Source organism: Streptomyces melanogenes (genome assembly GCF_014649795.1).
GTDB classification, from domain to species: Bacteria; Actinomycetota; Actinomycetes; order Streptomycetales; family Streptomycetaceae; genus Streptomyces; species Streptomyces noboritoensis.
The window spans coordinates 67,958-85,663 of record NZ_BMTS01000013.1 but is presented as its reverse complement, the minus strand read 5'-3'; the positions used below and the strand labels follow the sequence as shown (position 1 = coordinate 85,663).

Annotated in this window: 14 protein-coding genes and 2 tRNA genes; 14 read left to right on the top strand and 2 right to left on the bottom strand. The window is 73.5% G+C overall.

Going from position 1 to position 17,706, the window contains the following annotated elements:
- Positions 1-75: 75 nt before the first annotated feature.
- The 7 genes from IE252_RS26510 (at position 76) to IE252_RS26480 (ending at position 7,326) form a co-directional block, all read left to right on the top strand.
- A complete protein-coding gene (locus tag IE252_RS26510) occupies positions 76-1,056 on the top strand; it encodes a bifunctional MaoC family dehydratase N-terminal/OB-fold nucleic acid binding domain-containing protein (protein ID WP_190092149.1) in 981 nt (326 codons plus the stop codon).
- A complete protein-coding gene (locus tag IE252_RS26505; protein WP_190091976.1) occupies positions 1,056-2,177 on the top strand; it encodes an acyl-CoA dehydrogenase family protein in 1,122 nt (373 codons plus the stop codon). The genes IE252_RS26510 and IE252_RS26505 overlap by 1 nt, the downstream gene beginning before the upstream one ends.
- A complete protein-coding gene (locus IE252_RS26500) occupies positions 2,174-2,590 on the top strand; it encodes a MaoC family dehydratase (RefSeq protein ID WP_190091975.1) in 417 nt (138 codons plus the stop codon). Before IE252_RS26505 ends, IE252_RS26500 begins: the two co-directional genes overlap by 4 nt.
- Positions 2,587-3,753, top strand: a complete 1,167-nt coding sequence (locus IE252_RS26495) for a lipid-transfer protein (RefSeq protein WP_190091974.1) — start codon at positions 2,587-2,589, stop codon at positions 3,751-3,753. The genes IE252_RS26500 and IE252_RS26495 overlap by 4 nt, the downstream gene beginning before the upstream one ends.
- Positions 3,754-3,847: 94 nt before the next feature.
- Positions 3,848-4,825 (top strand): DUF1906 domain-containing protein, encoded by a 978-nt coding sequence (locus IE252_RS26490; protein WP_190091973.1) that lies wholly within the window; start codon positions 3,848-3,850, stop codon positions 4,823-4,825.
- Between the two features lie 124 nt (positions 4,826-4,949).
- Positions 4,950-5,486 carry a SigE family RNA polymerase sigma factor gene (locus IE252_RS26485; protein ID WP_101389237.1) on the top strand — a complete coding sequence of 179 codons (537 nt, stop codon included), beginning with the start codon at positions 4,950-4,952 and terminating at the stop codon, positions 5,484-5,486.
- Positions 5,487-5,670: 184 nt separating this feature from the next.
- Positions 5,671-7,326, top strand: coding sequence for a long-chain fatty acid--CoA ligase (locus IE252_RS26480; RefSeq protein ID WP_190092148.1), 1,656 nt, complete (start codon positions 5,671-5,673; stop codon positions 7,324-7,326).
- A 143-nt stretch (positions 7,327-7,469) separates the two neighbouring features.
- Here the strand turns inward: IE252_RS26480 and IE252_RS26475 are convergent, their stop codons facing one another.
- Together IE252_RS26475 and IE252_RS26470 are read right to left on the bottom strand one after the other, a co-directional pair.
- Complete coding sequence (locus IE252_RS26475) at positions 7,470-11,543, bottom strand: PAS domain S-box protein (RefSeq protein WP_190091972.1); 4,074 nt, start codon at positions 11,541-11,543, stop codon at positions 7,470-7,472.
- A gap of 254 nt (positions 11,544-11,797) precedes the next feature.
- The gene (locus tag IE252_RS26470) at positions 11,798-12,247 is read right to left on the bottom strand and encodes an SSI family serine proteinase inhibitor (protein WP_190091971.1); all 450 of its coding nucleotides are present in this window, start codon (positions 12,245-12,247) and stop codon (positions 11,798-11,800) included.
- A gap of 250 nt (positions 12,248-12,497) precedes the next feature.
- Here IE252_RS26470 and IE252_RS26465 point away from each other — a divergent pair.
- The 7 genes from IE252_RS26465 (at position 12,498) to IE252_RS26435 (ending at position 17,692) form a co-directional block, all read left to right on the top strand.
- Positions 12,498-12,591 (top strand) — tRNA-Ser (locus tag IE252_RS26465).
- A 297-nt stretch (positions 12,592-12,888) separates the two neighbouring features.
- A tRNA-Arg gene (locus tag IE252_RS26460) sits at positions 12,889-12,961 on the top strand.
- A gap of 43 nt (positions 12,962-13,004) precedes the next feature.
- Complete coding sequence (locus IE252_RS26455; protein ID WP_308434559.1) at positions 13,005-13,928, top strand: DUF2797 domain-containing protein; 924 nt, start codon at positions 13,005-13,007, stop codon at positions 13,926-13,928.
- A gap of 122 nt (positions 13,929-14,050) precedes the next feature.
- Positions 14,051-14,449, top strand: coding sequence for an antibiotic biosynthesis monooxygenase family protein (locus IE252_RS26450; protein WP_190091969.1), 399 nt, complete (start codon positions 14,051-14,053; stop codon positions 14,447-14,449).
- Positions 14,436-15,341 (top strand): amidohydrolase family protein, encoded by a 906-nt coding sequence (locus tag IE252_RS26445; RefSeq protein ID WP_190091968.1) that lies wholly within the window; start codon positions 14,436-14,438, stop codon positions 15,339-15,341. Before IE252_RS26450 ends, IE252_RS26445 begins: the two co-directional genes overlap by 14 nt.
- Before the next feature lie 78 nt (positions 15,342-15,419).
- Positions 15,420-16,157 carry a response regulator transcription factor gene (locus IE252_RS26440; RefSeq protein WP_190091967.1) on the top strand — a complete coding sequence of 246 codons (738 nt, stop codon included), beginning with the start codon at positions 15,420-15,422 and terminating at the stop codon, positions 16,155-16,157.
- A gap of 5 nt (positions 16,158-16,162) precedes the next feature.
- Positions 16,163-17,692 (top strand): sensor histidine kinase, encoded by a 1,530-nt coding sequence (locus IE252_RS26435; protein ID WP_190092147.1) that lies wholly within the window; start codon positions 16,163-16,165, stop codon positions 17,690-17,692.
- The last annotated feature ends 14 nt before the right edge of the window (positions 17,693-17,706 follow it).

Sequence of the window (17,706 nt, the reverse complement as noted above, 5' to 3'; positions counted from 1 at the left end):
GTGTCCGCGAGCCCGGAGGCGCCAGCGGCAGGTGCGGAGACACCGCCCACAGGTGCAGGCCCGGAGGGGAGGAGCATTCGCCGGGCGGTGGAGGCGCCGTCCGCGAGCCCGGACGCAGGCGGGTTGTACGGGCGCCTGAAGGCGTACGAGGGGAGGTCGGCGGCGAACGAGGGCGTCGGCAAGGACCTGGTCAACGAGCCGATGATCAGACACTGGTGCGAGGCGATGGGCGACACCAACCCGGCCTACCGGGGGCCGGACGCGATCGCGCCGCCGACCATGCTCCAGGCCTGGACGATGGGCGGCCTCTCGGGGCACTCGGACCGCTCGGGTGCCCATGACGAACTGTTCGCGCTGCTCGACGGAGCGGGCTTCACCTCGGTGGTCGCCACCGACTGCGAGCAGGAGTACGTACGGGAGCTGCGCCCGGGCGACCGGATCACCTATGACTCGGTGATCGAGACGGTCTCGGAGCGGAAGACCACCAAGCTGGGCACGGGCCACTTCATCACCACGCGGATGGACGTCCGGGCGAACGGCAAGCTCGCGGGCAGACATCGCTTCCGGATCCTCAAGTACGCCCCGGCGCGCCGCGCACCGCAGGGGCGGCGGCCGAGACCGGTCGTCAACCGGGACAACGCCGGGTTCTGGGACGGAGTCGCCGCGCACAAGCTCCTGATCCAGCGCTGCACCGGCTGCGGTGAGCTGCGCTTCCCCTGGCTGCCGGGGTGCAACGGATGTGGGGCGGCCGAGTGGGACACGGTGGAGGCGAGCGGTGCGGGGACGGTGTTCTCGTACGTGGTGATGCACCACCCTCGCTTCCCGGGGTTCACCGTTCCAGAAGGCACCGCCGCAGGCGATACCGGCCCCGACGGCGACGGGTCAGGGACTTACGCGGTGGGGCTGATCGAGCTGGCCGAGGGCGTGCGGATGATCAGCAACGTGGTGGGGGTCCCGTACGACAAGGTGCGGATCGGGATGCCCGTGCGGCTCGAATTCCTGCGGGTGGACGAGGAGTTGGAGCTGCCGGTGTTCCGAGGGGGTGAGGGTGGCTGATGGACTTCACCCCCACCGAGGAGCAGTCGGCCGTCCGTGAGCTGGCCGGGGAGATCTTCGGGGACCTCTCCACCCATGAGCGCCTCACCGCCGCCGGGACGGGGACGGACACCGAGCTGTGGAAAGCCCTGTGCGGGGCGGGGCTGCCCGCGGCCGTCGAGGAGACGGGGCTGCTCGGGCTTGTCCTCGCCCTGGAGGAACAGGGGCGGACCACCGCCCAGGTGCCCTTCGCGGCGAGCTGTGTCTACGGAGTCCTGGCACTGGCCGCCCACGGCTCCGGCGAACAGCGCGACCGGCTGCTCCCGGCCCTGCGGGACGGCACGGCGGTGGCGACCGGCGCTTTCCCCGCGCACGGCGGCGTACGGGCCTCGGCGGACGGAGGGCCGACAGGGGAGCTGACCGGAGTGGTGCCGGTGGTCCCCTGGCTGCGGGATGCCACCCACGTCCTGGTGCCGGACGCGGACCGGGCGCTGTGGTGGATACGGACGGGGGCACCCGGGACGGCGACGGAGCCGGTAGAGACGACCGCGCCCTGGTCGGCCGGGCGGCTCACGCTCTCGGGAGCGCGGGGCGAGCGGGTCGGCGGGCCCGGGCCGGGGGCGTACGAGGACGTGCTGGCGACCGCGCGTACCGCCTTCGCCGGATTGCAGACAGGGGTGTGCGCGGGGTCGCTGGCCCGGGCGGTGGAGTACACCGGCACCCGTGAGCAGTTCGGGCGGCCGCTCTCCACCAACCAGGCGGTCCTGCTGCGGGCGGCCGACGCGTACATGGAGACCGAGGCGATACGGGTGACCTCGTTCGAGGCGGCCTGGCGGCGCGACCGGGCGCTGCCGTACCGCACGCACGCGCTGACGGCGGCCTGGTGGGCGTCCGAGGCGGGCCGAAGGGTCGTCCACACGGGTCAGCATCTGCACGGCGGACTCGGCGCCGACCTGGAGCACCCGGTGCATCGGCACTTCCTCTGGGGCCGCCAGATCGACGCCTATCTGGGGTGCGGCGCGGAACTGCTGGACGAGCTGGGCGGATTGATCGTCGACGAGCAGGACGAGCAGGAGGGAGAAGCCGGGCAGGACAGGCAGGACAGGCGCGACGGGCAGGAGCGAGAGGAGGGCGCGGCATGAAGGTGGGGGACGAGCTGCCACCGCTGGAGATTCCGATCACCCGGACGCTGATAGTCGCCGGGGCCGTGGCCTCCCGCGACTACCAGGACGTGCACCACGACGCGGTGCTCGCGAAGGAGAAGGGGTCCCCGGACATCTTCATGAACATCCTGACCACCAACGGCCTGGTCGGGCGGTACATCACCGATCACTTCGGCCCCGAGGCGCGGCTGCGCTCGGTGCGGATACGGCTGGGGGCGCCCAACCACCCCGGCGACACGATGACTCTGACGGGCACGGTCACCGTGGTGGAGGCGGGCACGGCCGAGGTGCGGGTGGTGGGGGCGAACGGGCTGGGTCACCACGTCACCGGGACCGTGACGGTCGCACTCCCCCGGGCCGGGGCGAGCGGTGCCGGGGAGGTGGCGGTATGAGCGTCCGGCGGGCCGACTCGCTCGGGGGGAATGCGGCGATCGTCGGGATAGGGGCGACCGAGTTCTCCAAGGACTCGGGCCGCAGCGAGCTGAAGCTGGCGGTGGAGGCGGTGCGCGCCGCGCTCGACGACGCCGGGCTCACCCCCGACGACGTCGACGGCATGGTCACGTTCACCATGGACACCAGCCCGGAGATCACCGTGGCGCAGGCGGCGGGTATCGGCGAGCTGTCGTTCTTCTCGCGGATCCACTACGGCGGCGGCGCCGCGTGCGCGACCGTCCAGCAGGCGGCGCTGGCGGTGGCTTCGGGGGTGGCGGAAGTGGTCGTCTGCTACCGGGCGTTCAACGAGCGCTCGGGGCGGCGGTTCGGGTCCGGGGTGCAGCACCGGGAGCCGTCCGCCGAGGGGGCGGCGCTCGGGTGGTCGCTGCCGTTCGGGCTGCTCACCCCGGCCTCCTGGGTCGCGATGGCCGCGCAGCGGTATCTGCACGCGTACGGGCTGACGCCCGAGGCGTTCGGGCACGTGGCCGTCGTCGACCGGCGCCATGCGGCGACCAACCCGGCGGCGTACTTCTACGGCAGGCCGATCACGCTCGCCGAGCACGCCGCCTCGCGGTGGATAGTCGAGCCGCTGCGGCTCCTCGACTGCTGCCAGGAGACGGACGGTGGCCAGGCGATCGTCGTCACGACGGCCGAGCGGGCCCGGGATCTGCGCCGGCCGCCCGCTGTGATCACCGCGGCCGCGCAGGGGGCGGGCCGCAGACAGGAGGGGATGACGAGTTTCTACCGGGACGGTCTGACCGGGTTGCCCGAGATGGGGGTGGTGGCGCGCCAGCTCTGGCGGACGTCCGGGCTCACTCCGGCCGAGATCGACGTGGCGATCCTGTACGACCACTTCACCCCGTTCGTGCTGATGCAACTGGAGGAGTTCGGGTTCTGCGGGCCGGGGGAGGCGGCGGATTTTGTGGCGGCGGACGCGTTGGCGCTGAACACGCACGGGGGACAGCTGGGGGAGGCGTATCTGCACGGGATGAACGGGATAGCGGAAGCGGTCCGCCAGGTCAGGGGGCTGGCGGTCAATCAGATACCGGGCGCTGGAAGGGTGCTGGTGACGGCGGGTACGGGTGTTCCGACGTCGGGGCTGGTGCTGAGCGCGGACGGCTGAACGTCCGTGCCCGGAAGGATGATCTTGTCCACGGACGGCTGAGGCGCGGGGCCGAGCGGTGGCCGAGACAACCTGACGGCCCTTCACTCGCCTTATGCGCAGCCTCACATCGATCCGGCCCTGGTACCTGGGCATCGTCACGCCACCGCTGGCCGTGGCCACCACGCTCGCCGCTCTGCTCACGCTGAGCCCACCCGCGTCGGCCGCACCGGTGCCGGACGTCCCGGCCGTCGCCACCGCGCCGGAGACGGCCCCGGACGCCTCCTCGGTCGTCGCCGGGGGCGCCGACGCTGCCGCCGCGCCGGACGCCGTTCCGGCCGACGCGGTGGACAGCCCGGCCGTGCTGGCGCGGGCCGTGCAGTTCAAGGGGGCGGCGTTCGACACCTGCCAGGCGCCACCGCTGGCGACGATGAAGGCCTGGCGGTCCTCGTCGTACCGAGGGGTCGGCGTCTACTTCGGAGGGCGCGGGCGCGGCTGCCCGAACCAGCAGCACCTCAGCCGGAGCTGGCTGGCGAGTGTGGACGGGATGGGCTGGCGGGTGCTGCCGATCTTCGTCGGCTCGCAGTCGCCGTGCGTGCGGTCGGCGGCGAAGCAGAAGGTGCGGATGGGCAGCCGTTCGGCGACCCAGGGGCGGACCGAGGGGAGGCAGGCGGCCGAGGCGGCCGAGAAGCTGGGCATCCGGCAGGGCAGCGCGCTCTATCTGGACATGGAGGCGTACAACGCGGACAACGCGGCATGCGCGCGGACCACGCTGGCGTTCGTCCGGGCCTGGAACCGCGAGGTGCGCGGGCAGGGCTTTCTGCCCGGGTTCTACAGCAGCGCCGCCTCGGGGGTGCGGCACATGGAGCAGGCCAGGCGGGCCGGGCAGTCCGACCTGCCGTCGGTGATGTGGTTCGCGCGGTGGGGCTCCAGGTCGTCCCTGTACGGGGAGCCGAGCCTGCACGCGGACGCGTGGCGGCCGCACCGGCGTATCCACCAGTACGCGGGGAACGTGACCGAGACGCACGGCGGGCGCTGGCTCGTGGTGGACCGGAACACGGTGGACGCGCCGGTCGCGCGGTTCAAACCCTGACGAGCCCCGGGGCCTCCTCCACCTTCAGGAGGTGCAGCCACCCCTACCCGTACAACCTGAGAGGGATCCCGCTTCGCGACCTGGGGCCGATCCGTGGCGTAGCGGGCGCTCCTAGCGTGGAGGTATGACCACGCCTGTCTGCAACAGCGCCTCCCGGGCGGCGACGCCATACCCGTCGTTCGCCTCGTACATGCGGGCCCGAGGCCCCGTGCTGCTGCGCACCGCACGCTCGCTGACCGCGAACCCGAGCGACGCCGAGGACCTGCTGCAGACGGCCCTCACCAAGACGTACGTCGCCTGGGACCGGATCGAGGACCACCGCGCCCTCGACGGCTATGTGCGCCGCGCGCTCCTCAACACCCGGACCTCGCAGTGGCGCAAGCGCAAGGTGGACGAGTTCGCCTGCGACGAGCTGCCCGAGCCGGAGACGGTGCCCGAGCCGGACCCGGCCGACCAGCAGGTGCTGCACGACGCGATGTGGCGCGCGGTGATGAAGCTGCCGGACCGGCAGCGGGCGATGGTGGTGCTGCGGTACTACGAGGACCTGAGCGAGGCGCAGACCGCCGAGGTGCTGGGGGTCTCCGTCGGCACGGTGAAGAGCGCGGTCTCCCGGGCGCTGGGCAAGCTCCGCGAGGACCCGGAGCTCGCCCCCGTGCGCTGAGCGGAACCCTCTGCGGCTGGTAACGGGCGGCCGAAAGGGGACGGTGGGGCGCCGCGCACCGCGTGACCTTGGTCTCGTGGGTGATTCATTACCTCCGGGTAGTGACATACCGCGCGGTACGTGAGCAGAATCGGCACACCCCTATCGCCACGTGGCGCACCGTAGCGCCCACCGGGAGGCCGCCGTGCTGAGCACCATGCAGGACGTACCGCTGCTGATCTCGCGGATCCTGACCCACGGGTCCACGATCCACGGCAAGTCGCAGGTCACGACCTGGACCGGCGAGGCGGAGCCAAGGCGCCGCAGTTTCGCCGAGATCGGCGGGCGGGCCGCACAGCTGGCACACGCCCTGCGCGAGCTCGGCGTCGAGGACGGCCAGGCGACCGCCACCCTGATGTGGAACAACGCCGAGCACGTCGAGGCGTACCTCGCGATCCCCTCCATGGGCGCGGTGCTCCACACGTTGAACCTGCGGCTTCCGGCCGAGCAGCTGATCTGGATCGTCAACCACGCGGCCGACCGCGTGGTCATCGTCAACGGTTCGCTGCTGCCGCTGCTCGCCCCGCTGCTGCCGCATCTGCCGACCGTCGAGCACATCGTGGTCTCCGGGCCCGGCGACCGTTCGCTGCTCGACGACATCGACGGCGCGGGGCCGCAGGTGCACGAGTACGAGGAGCTGCTCGCGGGCCGCCCCACCTCGTACGACTGGCCGGAGCTGGACGAGCGCACCGCCGCAGCCATGTGCTACACCTCCGGCACCACGGGCGACCCCAAGGGCGTCGTCTACTCGCACCGTTCGGTCTATCTGCACTCGATGCAGGTCAACATGGCCGAGTCGATGGGGCTCACCGACAAGGACACCACCCTGGTCGTGGTGCCGCAGTTCCATGTGAACGCCTGGGGGCTGCCGCACGCGACCTTCATGACCGGCGTCGACATGCTGATGCCGGACCGCTTCCTGCAGCCCGCGCCGCTCGCCGAGATGATCGAGCGCGAGAAGCCCACCCACGCCGCCGCCGTGCCGACCATCTGGCAGGGGCTGCTCGCCGAGGTCACCGCGCGCCCCCGGGACCTCTCCTCGATGGTGCGGGTCACCATCGGCGGCGCGGCCTGTCCGCCCTCGCTGATGGAGGCGTACGACAAGCTGGGCGTACGGCTCTGCCACGCGTGGGGCATGACGGAGACGTCGCCGCTGGGCACCATGGCCAACCCGCCGGCCGGGCTCACGGCCGAGGAGGAGTGGCCGTACCGGGTCACCCAGGGCCGCTTCCCGGCGGGCGTGGAGGCGCGGCTGGTCGGTCCCGGCGGGGAGATCCTGCCCTGGGACAACGCGTCGGCGGGCGAGCTGGAGGTCAGGGGCACCTGGATCGCGGGCGCGTACTACGGCGGCGCGGGCGGCGAGGACTTCCGCCCCGCCGACAAGTTCAGCGAGGACGGCTGGCTGAGGACGGGCGACGTCGGGGTGATCAGCTCCGACGGCTTCCTGACGCTCACGGACCGCGCCAAGGACGTCATCAAGTCGGGCGGGGAGTGGATCTCCTCGGTCGACCTGGAGAACGCTCTGATGGCGCACCCCGAGGTGGCCGAGGCCGCGGTCGTCGCGGTCCCCGACGAGAAGTGGGGCGAGCGCCCGCTCGCCACGGTCGTACTGAAGCCGGGCTCGACCGCCGACTACGCGGCCCTGAAGGACTTCCTCTCCCGGTCGGTCGCGAAGTGGCAGCTGCCGGAGCGGTGGTCGATCGTCGAGTCGGTGCCGAAGACGAGCGTCGGAAAGTTCGACAAGAAGGTGATCCGCAAGCAGTACGCGGACGGGGAGCTGGACGTCACGGAGCTGCGCTGACGCGTGGCCTGTTGAGGCGGCGGTCCCGGTGAGGCGGCGTTGGCCACGTTTCACGTGAAACGTGGCCGACAGAGTGGGCTGGGGTGTGTTTCACGTGAAACACACCCCAGCCCACTCCTCGTTGGCCATGGCCGAGGCGTCGCTCAGTTCGTGCCGATCTTCGCCAGCAGGTCGACGATCCGGCCCTGGACCTCGGTGCTGGTCGAGCGTTCGGCCAGGAACAGCACCGTCTCCCCCGCCGACAGCTTCGGGAGCTCCGGCTGGTTGAGGCCCGCCGAGGTGTAGACGACGAGCGGGGTGTGGTTCAACTGCCCGTTCGCGCGCAGCCAGTCGACGATCCCGGCGCGGCGGCGGCGTACCTGCATCAGATCCATCACGACCAGGTTCGGCCGCATCTGGCCCGCCAGCGTCACGGCCTCGGTGTCGGTGGCGGCGCGAGCCACCTGCATACCGCGCCGCTCCAGGGTGGCCGTCAGCGCGAGGGCGATCTCCTCGTGCTCCTCGATCAGCAGGACCCGCGGCGGGTGCTGCTCGCTGTCGCGGGGCGCGAGGGCCTTGAGGAGGACGGCGGGGTCGGCGCCGTACGCCGCCTCCCGCGTCGCCTGGCCGAGCCCGGCCGTCACCAGCACCGGCACCTCGGCGGCGACGGCGGCCTGGCGCAGCGACTGGAGCGCGGTACGGGTGATCGGCCCGGTCAGCGGGTCGACGAAGAGCGCGGCGGGGAACGCCGCGATCTGGGCGTCGACCTCCTCGCGGGAGTGCACGACCACCGGCCGGTAGCCGCGGTCGCTCAGCGCCTGCGAGGTGGAGACGTCGGGCGCGGGCCAGACGAGCAGCCGGCGCGGGTTGTCGAGCGGCTCCGGCGGCAGTTCGTCGTCGACGGGCTGCGGGTGCGGGCGGTTGGCGACCTCGACGGCGCCTCCGGGCCCGTCCAGCGGCTCGGGCCCCTCGGCGCCCTCGTCGGGCGCTCCTATGGCGTACGCGCGCCCCTGGCCCTCCGAGGGGGGCGAGAGCAGCGACGTGGGGGACGGGCCGGGGCGCTCGGCGTCGGTGGTCCCGGCCGGGCGGTCGCCCTCGGAGGGCGTGCCGAGCTTGCGGCGCCGCCCCGAGCCGGACGGACCGGCGGTCTGCTGGGTGAAGGGCACGCCCTGGCCGAGCGTGCGCACGCTGATCGAACGGCCCTGGGAGGCGTCGTCGGGCGCGGGGGCCGCCTCGGCGGGCAGCGGCTGGCGGGCGGTCTGCGGTACGGCGCCGCCCGACGTCTCCGGCCCGTTCGCCGGAACCGCGCCGCCCACCGCCCACGCGGGCGGCTGCTCCACGGGGTGCGGCTGCGGCGGGGTGTGCTCGTCGGCGGCCTCGTTGCGTACGGCGTCGTGGCGCCCGCGACCGGCGGCCGGGCGGGGCTGACCGGCCTGCGCGGGCCCGTTCGCCAGGGGGCGGTGGGCCGGGGCGGCGGGGTTGGCGCTCTGGCCGGGGCCGTTCGCCAGGGGGCGGTGGGCCGGGGCCGAAGGGGCCGGGAGGGGCTGGTGGGGGTCGGGGACGCCGGGGCGGTTCGGGTCCACGGGGATGCCGGTGCCCTGGCCGGGCGCCGCTCCGGGGAGCCCGAGGGGTCGGCCGGGCCCGTTCGCCGGGGGCCTCTCGGCGTCGGCCGGGCCGGAAGCGGGGCCGGAAGTCGGGCCGCCTGAAGGGCCGTTGGCGGGGAAGCCCTCGGGCCTGGCCGGGCGGTCGGCCTCGGCGGGCGGGAGCGCGAACGCGGTGCGTACGGCTCCCTCCTCGGCCTCCGGGGCGGGCGCCAGAGCCCTGCGGGCCCGACGGCCGCCGGACTCCGCGTCGGCGGTGCGTACGTCACCGGTGGGGGCTTCGCCGCTGGTGGCGGGCAGGGCGCGGCGGGCGCGGCGGCCCGAGGGGGCGGCCGGGTCGGCCGCCATGCCCTGGGGCGGAACGGTCTCGCTCAGCGCGGCCGGCCGTCCGGCGCCGGGCTGGCGGGCGCTCTCGGCGGCGGTGACGACCGAGCCCTCGGAGGGCGCGGCGGCGTCCTCGGCCGGGCTGGGCCGCCCGCGCCGCCGCCCGGTGCCGGAAGAGTCGCCGGTGCTGCCGGACGGCCCGGCACCCGGGCCGCCCGAAGTCCCGTCTCCGGGACCGCCGATGGGGCCTGCGGGCCCGGCGCCGGGGGCGTAGGGGTGCGCGCCGCCCGTGGAGCCCTCGGCGCCCGGCATACCGGTGGCCGGGCCGTTGGGGGTCCCGCCGGACGGGCCGCCGGGGCCGAAGGGGTGGCCGCCGGGGGAGCCCCCGGGCGTACCGCCCGAATCGCCGTGCGGCCCACCGCCGGACGGACCGGCGCCGGGCACTCCTCCGGAACCCGGGCCGCCCTGCCCCGTACGGGAAATGCCGCCGGAACTCCCGCTGGATCTCCCACCGGAACCCGCGTCGCCGCCCTCGCTCCCGCCCGACTGCTGGGCGGGGATGCGCTCAAGGGCCGCCGGGGACGCGGCGGACGGGTCGATGGGCTGGTCCTCCTGGGCGCGGGCCCGGCGGCGGCCGGTCGGGGACTTCTCCTCCTCGACGGGGCTCTCCAGGAACGCGTCCGTGGAGGCCCGCCGGGCGCGGCGGCGCCCCGAGCCGGTCGGCTGCTGGGGGGGAACCACGGCGATCTCGGCCGCGGCGGGCTCCGGAACCGAGCCCGCACCCTCCCCCAGCGGCACCTCCAGGACGTACGCGCTGCCGCTCATGCCCGGCACCTCGACCGTCTGGAGGACACCGCCGTGGGCGCGCACGATGCCCTGGACGATGGGCTTGTGGACCGGGTCGCCCCCGGCGTACGGCCCGCGCACCTCGATGCGGACGACCTCGCCGCGCACCGCCGCCGCGACGACGACCGTGGAGTCCATGTAGCCGCCGGCGGCGACCGGCGCGTTGCCCGTGGCGTCGACGCCCGCGACGTCCGCCACCAGGTGGGCGAGGGCCGTGGAGAGCCGCGCGGGGTCGATCTCGGCCTCGATCGGGGGCGCGTGGACGGCGAACTGGGCCCGGCCGGGCCCGATCAGGTCGACGGCGCCCTCGACGCCCGCCGCGACCACGGTCCCGACCAGCACCTTCGCCTTCTTCAGCTCCTCCGTACCGGAGTCGAGCCGCTGGAAGGCGAGGACGTTGTCGACGAGGGTGGTCATCCGGGCGTATCCGGCGGCCAGATGGTGCAGGACCTGGTTGGCCTCGGGCCACAGCTGGCCCGCGTCGTCCGCCGCCAGCGTGGACAGCTCGCGGCGCAGCTCGTCCAGCGGTCCGCGCAGCGAGCCGCCGAGCACCGAGAGCAGCTGCTGGTGGCGCGCGGACAGCGCGTCGTAGCGGGAGGTCTCGCGCTCCAGGACCTCCGCGTGCTTCTTGGCCTGCTCCTCGTACGGGCGGCGGTCGGTGAACGTCATCACCGCGCCGACCAGCAGGTCCCCGTCCCGTACCGGCGCGGTCGTCAGGTCGACGGGCACGCCCGCGCCGCTCTTCGTCCACAGCGTCTGACCGCGCACGCGGTGCTTGCGGCCGGACTTCAGCGTGTCGGCGAGCGGGCTCTCCTCGTACGGGAACGCCTCGCCGTCGGCGCGCGAGTGCAGCACCAGCGGGTGCAGCTCCTGGCCGCCGAGGTCGCTGGCGCGGTAGCCGAGGATCTGTGCGGCGGCCGGGTTGACCAGGACGACGCGGCCCTCGGTGTCGGTGCCGACGACGCCCTCCGCCGCCGCGCGCAGGATCATCTCGGTCTGCCGCTGCGAACGGGCCAGCTCGGCCTCGGTGTCGACGGTTCCGGAGAGGTCACGGACGACGATCATGAGGAGTTCGTCGCCGGAGTAGTGCGCGGCGCCGCTTCCGTAGGAGGAGGACGGCGAGGCGTACGCGTCGCGGCCGTCCTCCAGGTTGGCGCTGGTCACCTCGACGGGGAACTCGCTGCCGTCGGTGCGCCGGGCCACCATCCGGGTCGGCTTGGTGCGGCCCTGCTCGTCCTCGGTGTCGGGGCGGCGCATCGAGCCGGGGATGAGCTTGGAGTCGAAGGAGGGCAGCAGGTCGAGCACGCCCCGCCCCACGAGCCCGGTCCCCGGGGACTCGAACATCTCCAGGGCGATGGTGTTCGCGTTGACGACCGTGCCGTTGCAGTTGACGAGCACCAGCCCGTCCGGAAGGGCGTCAAGTATGGCTGCGAGGCGAGCAGCGCCTCGGGATGGCCTGCTGCTCACGACGACGCTTCCTCCCTGAACCACTGCACCTTGCGGCCTGTCACTGGGAGGGAGTCTAAAGGCAGGGGATGTGCGAGCGGCGGCGGATGAGGGGGAGCTCTCACCAATGTTCTGTGACCACGGCGTATGCCGGGAGATTGCGCCGACGGGGTGGGGCGCACCCGGCGCCCCTGCCGGGGCCGCGTGCTTCGGGCGCCCCGTCGGCGCGCTCACCGCGTGGCCGTCCCAGCCCTCACCGAACCTTCACCGGACACTCACCGGGCTCCGGGGAGGACCGGCACGAACGCGTCCCACCGCGCCATCTCGCAGCCGTCGTGCCGGTTGTACGTGGCGTCGACGGGCCGGCCGGCCCAGGTGCCGGTGACGCGGGCGGTGGAGTCGCCGCCGTAGATCATCGTGCACGTGGCCCTCGACGAGACGGGCGCGAACGGGTCCTTGCCCCAGGTGGTGAGCTTGTCGAGCCGGTCGCACGCCTGGAGGATCTGCGGGTGGTTGCCGCCCGCCGGGTGGCACTCCAGCTCGTACGTGCCGTCGGTCTCGCCGTTGTGCGCGACGGTGACCGTGAGGTGGTCGCGGTTGCCGCCGCCGCTGTCGAGGAGGGGGAGCGAGGGCAGCGGCAGGGGGGCGGCTAAGGCCGTGGGCGAGGCGGCGAGCGCGGCCGTGGCGGTGGTGGCGAGCGCGGTGACGACGAGGCGACGCAGCATGCGGGGCTCCACGGGGTGGACGAGGTGGGTCCGGCCCCACCGGGGTGAACGGTTTCGCCCTGCCTAACGCGCGGGGGCGCCGGGCGTTGCGCACGGGCTCGGGGGCCGCCCCAGGAGCCCGCGAATCATGGGTCGCCTAACGCTTTGCCCTGGCCCCCACCTGCCTAGTACCGTGGGGTGCGATTGGTGACGCGGAGCAAGGCTGTGTCATCATCTGCACGCACCACTCGCGCACGCGGGGGGTTGTGCTGGAGGCGTCGCCTAGTCCGGTCTATGGCGCCGCACTGCTAATGCGGTTTGGGTCTTAAAGCCCATCGAGGGTTCAAATCCCTCCGCCTCCGCCAGCTGAACCCGAAGCCCCGGCCCCACGGCCGGGGCTTCGGCCGTTTCCGGGCGGGTGCGGCCCTCATGGGTCCCTCATGGGTGGGCCCTAGGGCGCCGATCCGGTGACCCCGGTCACATTTCCCCTGTTACGGGCACATCGCGCTCGTCGGCCCCTCTCCCCCGTCCCAGCCCCCGCAGGGGCGTTTTCGCAGGTCAGGAGGGGTGTGGGCAATGGATTTCGCGTCACGGCGCAGGTCATGTAATGTTGTTCCCGCAACGCCGACCGGGAAGAAAAAAACCGGGAAGCAACGCAACAAGCACTCGTAGCTTAACGGATAGAGCATCTGACTACGGATCAGAAGGTTGCAGGTTCGAATCCTGCCGAGTGCACAGCCGAAAGGCCCCCCGGAGAGATCCGGGGGGCCTTTCTCGTATGTCCGGCCCCGGCCCGTTGTCAGTGGCCCCCGCTACCGTCGTAGACATGGCTGGGGTGTGGCGCAGTGGTGGGGTTCGGTGGGGGGAGGACGGACCTGGGCTGGTGTGGGTGGGGGAACGCGGGGAGCGGCGGGTCAGCCGGATCGGCTTCGGGGGTGACGTCGGGTTCCGGGTCGTGGGGGAGCGGAGATGCGTGGGGGCGCGGGGGAACGCCTGCCCCGGGGACGTGGTCGTGGCGCGGGGGAGTGCTCAGGCGCGGTGCGGTGAGTGCGCCCGGCTCGATCGGGTGCATTCCGTCGCCGCCGACGGGGTGCCCGACGACCCCCGGGTCTATCGCGTCTATCTGGCGTGGTTCGGGCCGGGGCTCGTCAAGGTCGGGATCACCGCCGAGGAGCGCGAGGGCGCGCGGCTGAGGGAGCAGGGGGCCGTCTGCTTCTCCTGGCTGGGGCGCGGGCCGCTGATGGCCGCCCGGCGGTGCGAGGAGCTGCTGCGGGCCGCGCTGGGGGTGCCCGACCGCGTCTCGTACGAGCAGAAGAGGGTCGTGCGGGCCACGCTTCCCGGACCCGATGCGCGCGCCGACGAGATACGGGACATGCACGCGCGGTCCGTCAGGCTCGGCGGGTGGCCCGAGTCCTTGGAGGCCGTGGCGTGCCGGGTCGTCGACCACGGGCGGCTGTTCGGGCTCGACGGGCTCGTGCCCGCGCACGGGGTGGTGCGCGAGCTGGCGCCCGACGGGGTCGTCGGCGGGCGCGTTCTCGCCGCCGCCGGGCCCGATCTGCATCTGGAGGCGGAGGGGCGCGTCGTGGTCCTGGACACGCGGCTCATGAGCGGGTGGGGGCTCGGGGCCGCGCCCGCCGGCGGGGGGAGCACCGTGCCCGTGCGGGCACTGCGGCCTCCTGACGTGCAGGATCAGCTCTTCTGAACCCGAAAGGGAGGCCCTCGGAACCCTCCGGGGATCCCTTTGGTCAAGACTTGGATCCCCTTTGGATCCCTTCGAGTAAGGGGTATGGACACGTTCACCGATGACAGCGGAGGGTGGGGCGCATGAGCGATCACCTTGTGGCCGGTATTGAACCGCCTTACTACGCCGTCGTGTTCACCTCCCTGCGCACCGAAGGCGACCGGGGGTACGGCGAGACCGCCGACCTCATGAAGCAGCTCGTCGAGGAGATACCGGGCTACCTCGGATACGAGAGCGCCCGCACCCCGGGCGGCCTCGGCATCACCGTCGGGTACTTCCGCGACGAGGACGCCATCGCCGCCTGGCGCTCCCGCCTGGAGCACCAGAGCGCGCAGAAGCGCGGCCGCGCCGAGTGGTACGAGAGCTACAGCGTCCACGTCGCCAAGGTCGAGCGGAGCTACAGCTTCCAGCGCGCGGCCGACAAGGACGGCCAGGACAAGGACGGCCAGAGCAAGGGCGGCCAGGGCAGTGTCGACCGCTGAGGCCGAGCTCGTGCGGGCCTTCTGGGCCCGCCTCGGGCTGCCCGGGCTCGTCGACGTGCACACGCACTTCATGCCCGACCGCGTCCTGAAGAAGGTCTGGGCGTACTTCGACTCGGCCGGGCCGCTCACCGGAGTGGAGTGGCCCATCGCGTACCGCGAGGAGGAGGAGCGGCGCATCGAGCTGCTCGCCGAGTTCGGCGTGACCGCCTTCACCGCGATGCTGTACCCGCACAAGGCGGACATGGCGCGGTGGCTCAACGGGTGGGCCGTCGACTTCGCGCGCCGCACCCCCGGCTGTCTGCACACCGCCACCTTCTTCCCGGAGGAGGGCGCGGGCGCGTACGTCGGGGAGGCGCTCGACGCCGGGGCGCGGGTCTTCAAGGCGCACGTCCAGGTGGGGGGTTACGACCCCAACGACCCCCTCCTGGACGCCGTGTGGGGCGCGCTCGCCGAGGCCGCCGTGCCCGTCGTCGTCCACTGCGGCTCCGGGCCCGCGCCCGGCAAGCACACCGGGCCCGAGCCCATCGGGCGCCTCCTGGCCCGGCACCCCCGGCTGCGGCTGATCGTGGCGCACCTGGGGATGCCGGAGTACGTCGACTTCATGGCGCTCGCCGACGCGTACGAGGGGGTCATGCTCGATACGACCATGGCGTTCACCGACTTCAGCGAGCGGTTCGCGCCCTTCCCGAAGGACGCGCTGCCCCGGCTGCGCGACCTCGGCGACCGGGTGCTGCTCGGGTCGGACTTCCCCAACATCCCGTACGGCTACCTCCACCAGCTCGAAGCGCTCGAACGGCTCGGGCTCGGCGACGACTGGCTGCGGGGCGTCTGCCACGGCAACGGCGCCCGGCTCTTGGGCCTCCCGGACGGCCTTCCGGGCTCCGGCCGCTGAGCGGGGCACCGCCCTTTCTCAGGAAATTCACAGGAACGCGCAAGGACGTTCTCAGGGGGCGCTCACAGGGTGGTGGGCATGACCACCACCTCCCCGCAGGGGCGTACCGAATTGCTGAGGCCGGACGGGACCGCCGTCCGGGTGCTCGTCGTGGACGACGAGGCGGCGCTCAGCGAGCTGCTGTCCATGGCGCTGCGTTACGAGGGGTGGGAGGTGCGCAGCGCCGGGGACGGGGCCGGTGCGGTGCGGGCCGCCCGGGAGTTCCGCCCCGACGCGGTCATCCTCGACATCATGCTGCCCGACATGGACGGGCTCGCGGTGCTGGGGCGGCTGCGCCGTGAACTGCCGGACGTGCCCGTGCTGTTCCTCACCGCCAAGGACGCGGTCGAGGACCGGATCGCGGGGCTCACCGCCGGCGGCGACGACTACGTCACCAAGCCGTTCTCGCTCGAAGAGGTCGTGGCCCGGCTGCGCGGGCTGATCCGCCGCTCCGGCAGCGCGACCGTCCGCAGCGAGTCGCTGCTCGTCGTCGGCGACCTCACGCTCGACGAGGACAGCCACGACGTGACCCGGGACGGGGTGAACATCCACCTCACCGCCACCGAGTTCGAGCTGCTGCGCTATCTGATGCGCAACCCGCGCCGGGTGCTCAGCAAGGCGCAGATCCTCGACCGGGTCTGGTCGTACGACTTCGGCGGCCAGGCCAACGTCGTGGAGCTGTACATCTCGTATCTGCGGCGGAAGATCGACGCGGGCCGGTCGCCGATGATCCACACCCGGCGCGGGGCCGGGTACCTCATCAAGCCCGGCGAGTGAGCCGTATGCGTCCCCGGCGCACGCCGAGGCGGCCGCGCCGGTGGACGCTGCGGACCCGGCTCGTCGTCTCGGCCGTCGCGCTGATCGCGGTCGTCGCGGCCGTGATCGGCACGGTCACGGTCATCGGGATGCGCTCCAACCTCCAGCGGCAGCTGGACGACTCGCTGCGGCCCGCCGTCGAGCGCACCCGCCACCTCGGGCCCGCCGACCTCTCCACGGACTTCGTCTCCGCGCCCGGCCAGCCGTTCGGCACGGTCGGGCTGCGCACCGGCCCCGACGGGCGGCCCGCCGCCGGGGCCACCAGCGTCCGGGGCGAGCCCGGCTCGTCGCCCCGGGGCAACCAGCAGCCCCTCACCGCCGACCAGACCGCCGCGCTGGCGGCGGTGCCCAAGGACGGGCACATCCACACCGTGTCGGTGCCGGGCCTCGGCTCGTACCGGGCGCAGTGGGCGATGGACGGTTCGGCCCTGGTCGGATTCCCGCTCAAGGACGTCGAGTCGACCGTCGACAAGCTGGTGCTCGTCATCGTGTGGGTGACGGCCGCAGGTCTGGTCGCCGCAGGGATCGCGGGCGCCGCCATCGTCGGCGTGGCGCTCCGCCCGTTGCGCCGGGTCGCCGCGACGGCCACCCGGGTCTCCGAACTGCCGCTCCACAGCGGCGAGGTGGCCCTGCACGAGCGCGTCCCGGACGCCGAGGCCGACCCGCGCACCGAGGTCGGACAGGTCGGCGCGGCGCTCAACCGGATGCTGGGGCACGTCGGTTCCGCGCTGGCCGCGCGGCAGGAGAGCGAGACGCGCGTACGGCAGTTCGTCGCCGACGCCAGCCATGAGCTGCGCACCCCGCTCGCCTCCATTCGCGGGTACGCCGAGCTCACCCGGCGCGGCACCGAGGAGGTCGGGCCCGCGACCCGCCACGCGCTCGGGCGCGTCGAGGCGGAGGCCCAGCGGATGACCGGCCTGGTGGAGGATCTGCTGCTGCTCGCACGGCTCGACGCCGGACGCCCGCTCTCGTACGAGAGCACTGATCTGTCGCCGTTGGTCGTGGACGCGGTGAGCGACGCGCGGGCGGCCGGGCAGGGGCAGGTCTGGCGCCTCGAACTGCCCGACGGACTGGCCGACGACCCCGTCACCGTGCACGGCGACCCCTCCCGCCTCCACCAGGTCCTCGTCAACCTCCTCGGCAACGCCCGCACCCACACGCCCCCCGGCACCACCGTCACCGCGCGCGTGGCGCGCCGGGGCGCGTGGGCCGTGCTCGAAGTCGAGGACGACGGCCCGGGAATCCCGCCCGACCTGCTGCCGCACGTCTTCGAGCGGTTCGCGCGCGGCGACGCCTCCCGCTCCCGGGCGCACGGCTCGACCGGGCTCGGGCTCGCCATCGTGCACGCGGTCGTCTCCGCGCACGGCGGCGGCGTCACGGTCCGCTCGGCCCCGGGCAGCACGGTCTTCGGCGTCCACCTGCCCGCGACGGCCCCGGCCCGGCCCGCGCTCCCCCACCACTCACAGCCTGACCACAGTCGCACCACACAGGTGTGACAGCGGCCCTCGCG

Coding starts and splice junctions, on each gene's coding strand:
- IE252_RS26505 (WP_190091976.1), top strand. CDS start 1,056: ATGGACTTCACCCCCACCGAGGAGCAGTCGGCCGTCCGTGAGCTGGCC.
- IE252_RS26500 (WP_190091975.1), top strand. CDS start 2,174: ATGAAGGTGGGGGACGAGCTGCCACCGCTGGAGATTCCGATCACCCGG.
- IE252_RS26495 (WP_190091974.1), top strand. CDS start 2,587: ATGAGCGTCCGGCGGGCCGACTCGCTCGGGGGGAATGCGGCGATCGTC.
- IE252_RS26490 (WP_190091973.1), top strand. CDS start 3,848: ATGCGCAGCCTCACATCGATCCGGCCCTGGTACCTGGGCATCGTCACG.
- IE252_RS26485 (WP_101389237.1), top strand. CDS start 4,950: ATGACCACGCCTGTCTGCAACAGCGCCTCCCGGGCGGCGACGCCATAC.
- IE252_RS26470 (WP_190091971.1), bottom strand. CDS start 12,247: ATGCTGCGTCGCCTCGTCGTCACCGCGCTCGCCACCACCGCCACGGCC.
- IE252_RS26455 (WP_308434559.1), top strand. CDS start 13,005: ATGTCCGGCCCCGGCCCGTTGTCAGTGGCCCCCGCTACCGTCGTAGAC.
- IE252_RS26450 (WP_190091969.1), top strand. CDS start 14,051: ATGAGCGATCACCTTGTGGCCGGTATTGAACCGCCTTACTACGCCGTC.
- IE252_RS26440 (WP_190091967.1), top strand. CDS start 15,420: ATGACCACCACCTCCCCGCAGGGGCGTACCGAATTGCTGAGGCCGGAC.
- IE252_RS26435 (WP_190092147.1), top strand. CDS start 16,163: ATGCGTCCCCGGCGCACGCCGAGGCGGCCGCGCCGGTGGACGCTGCGG.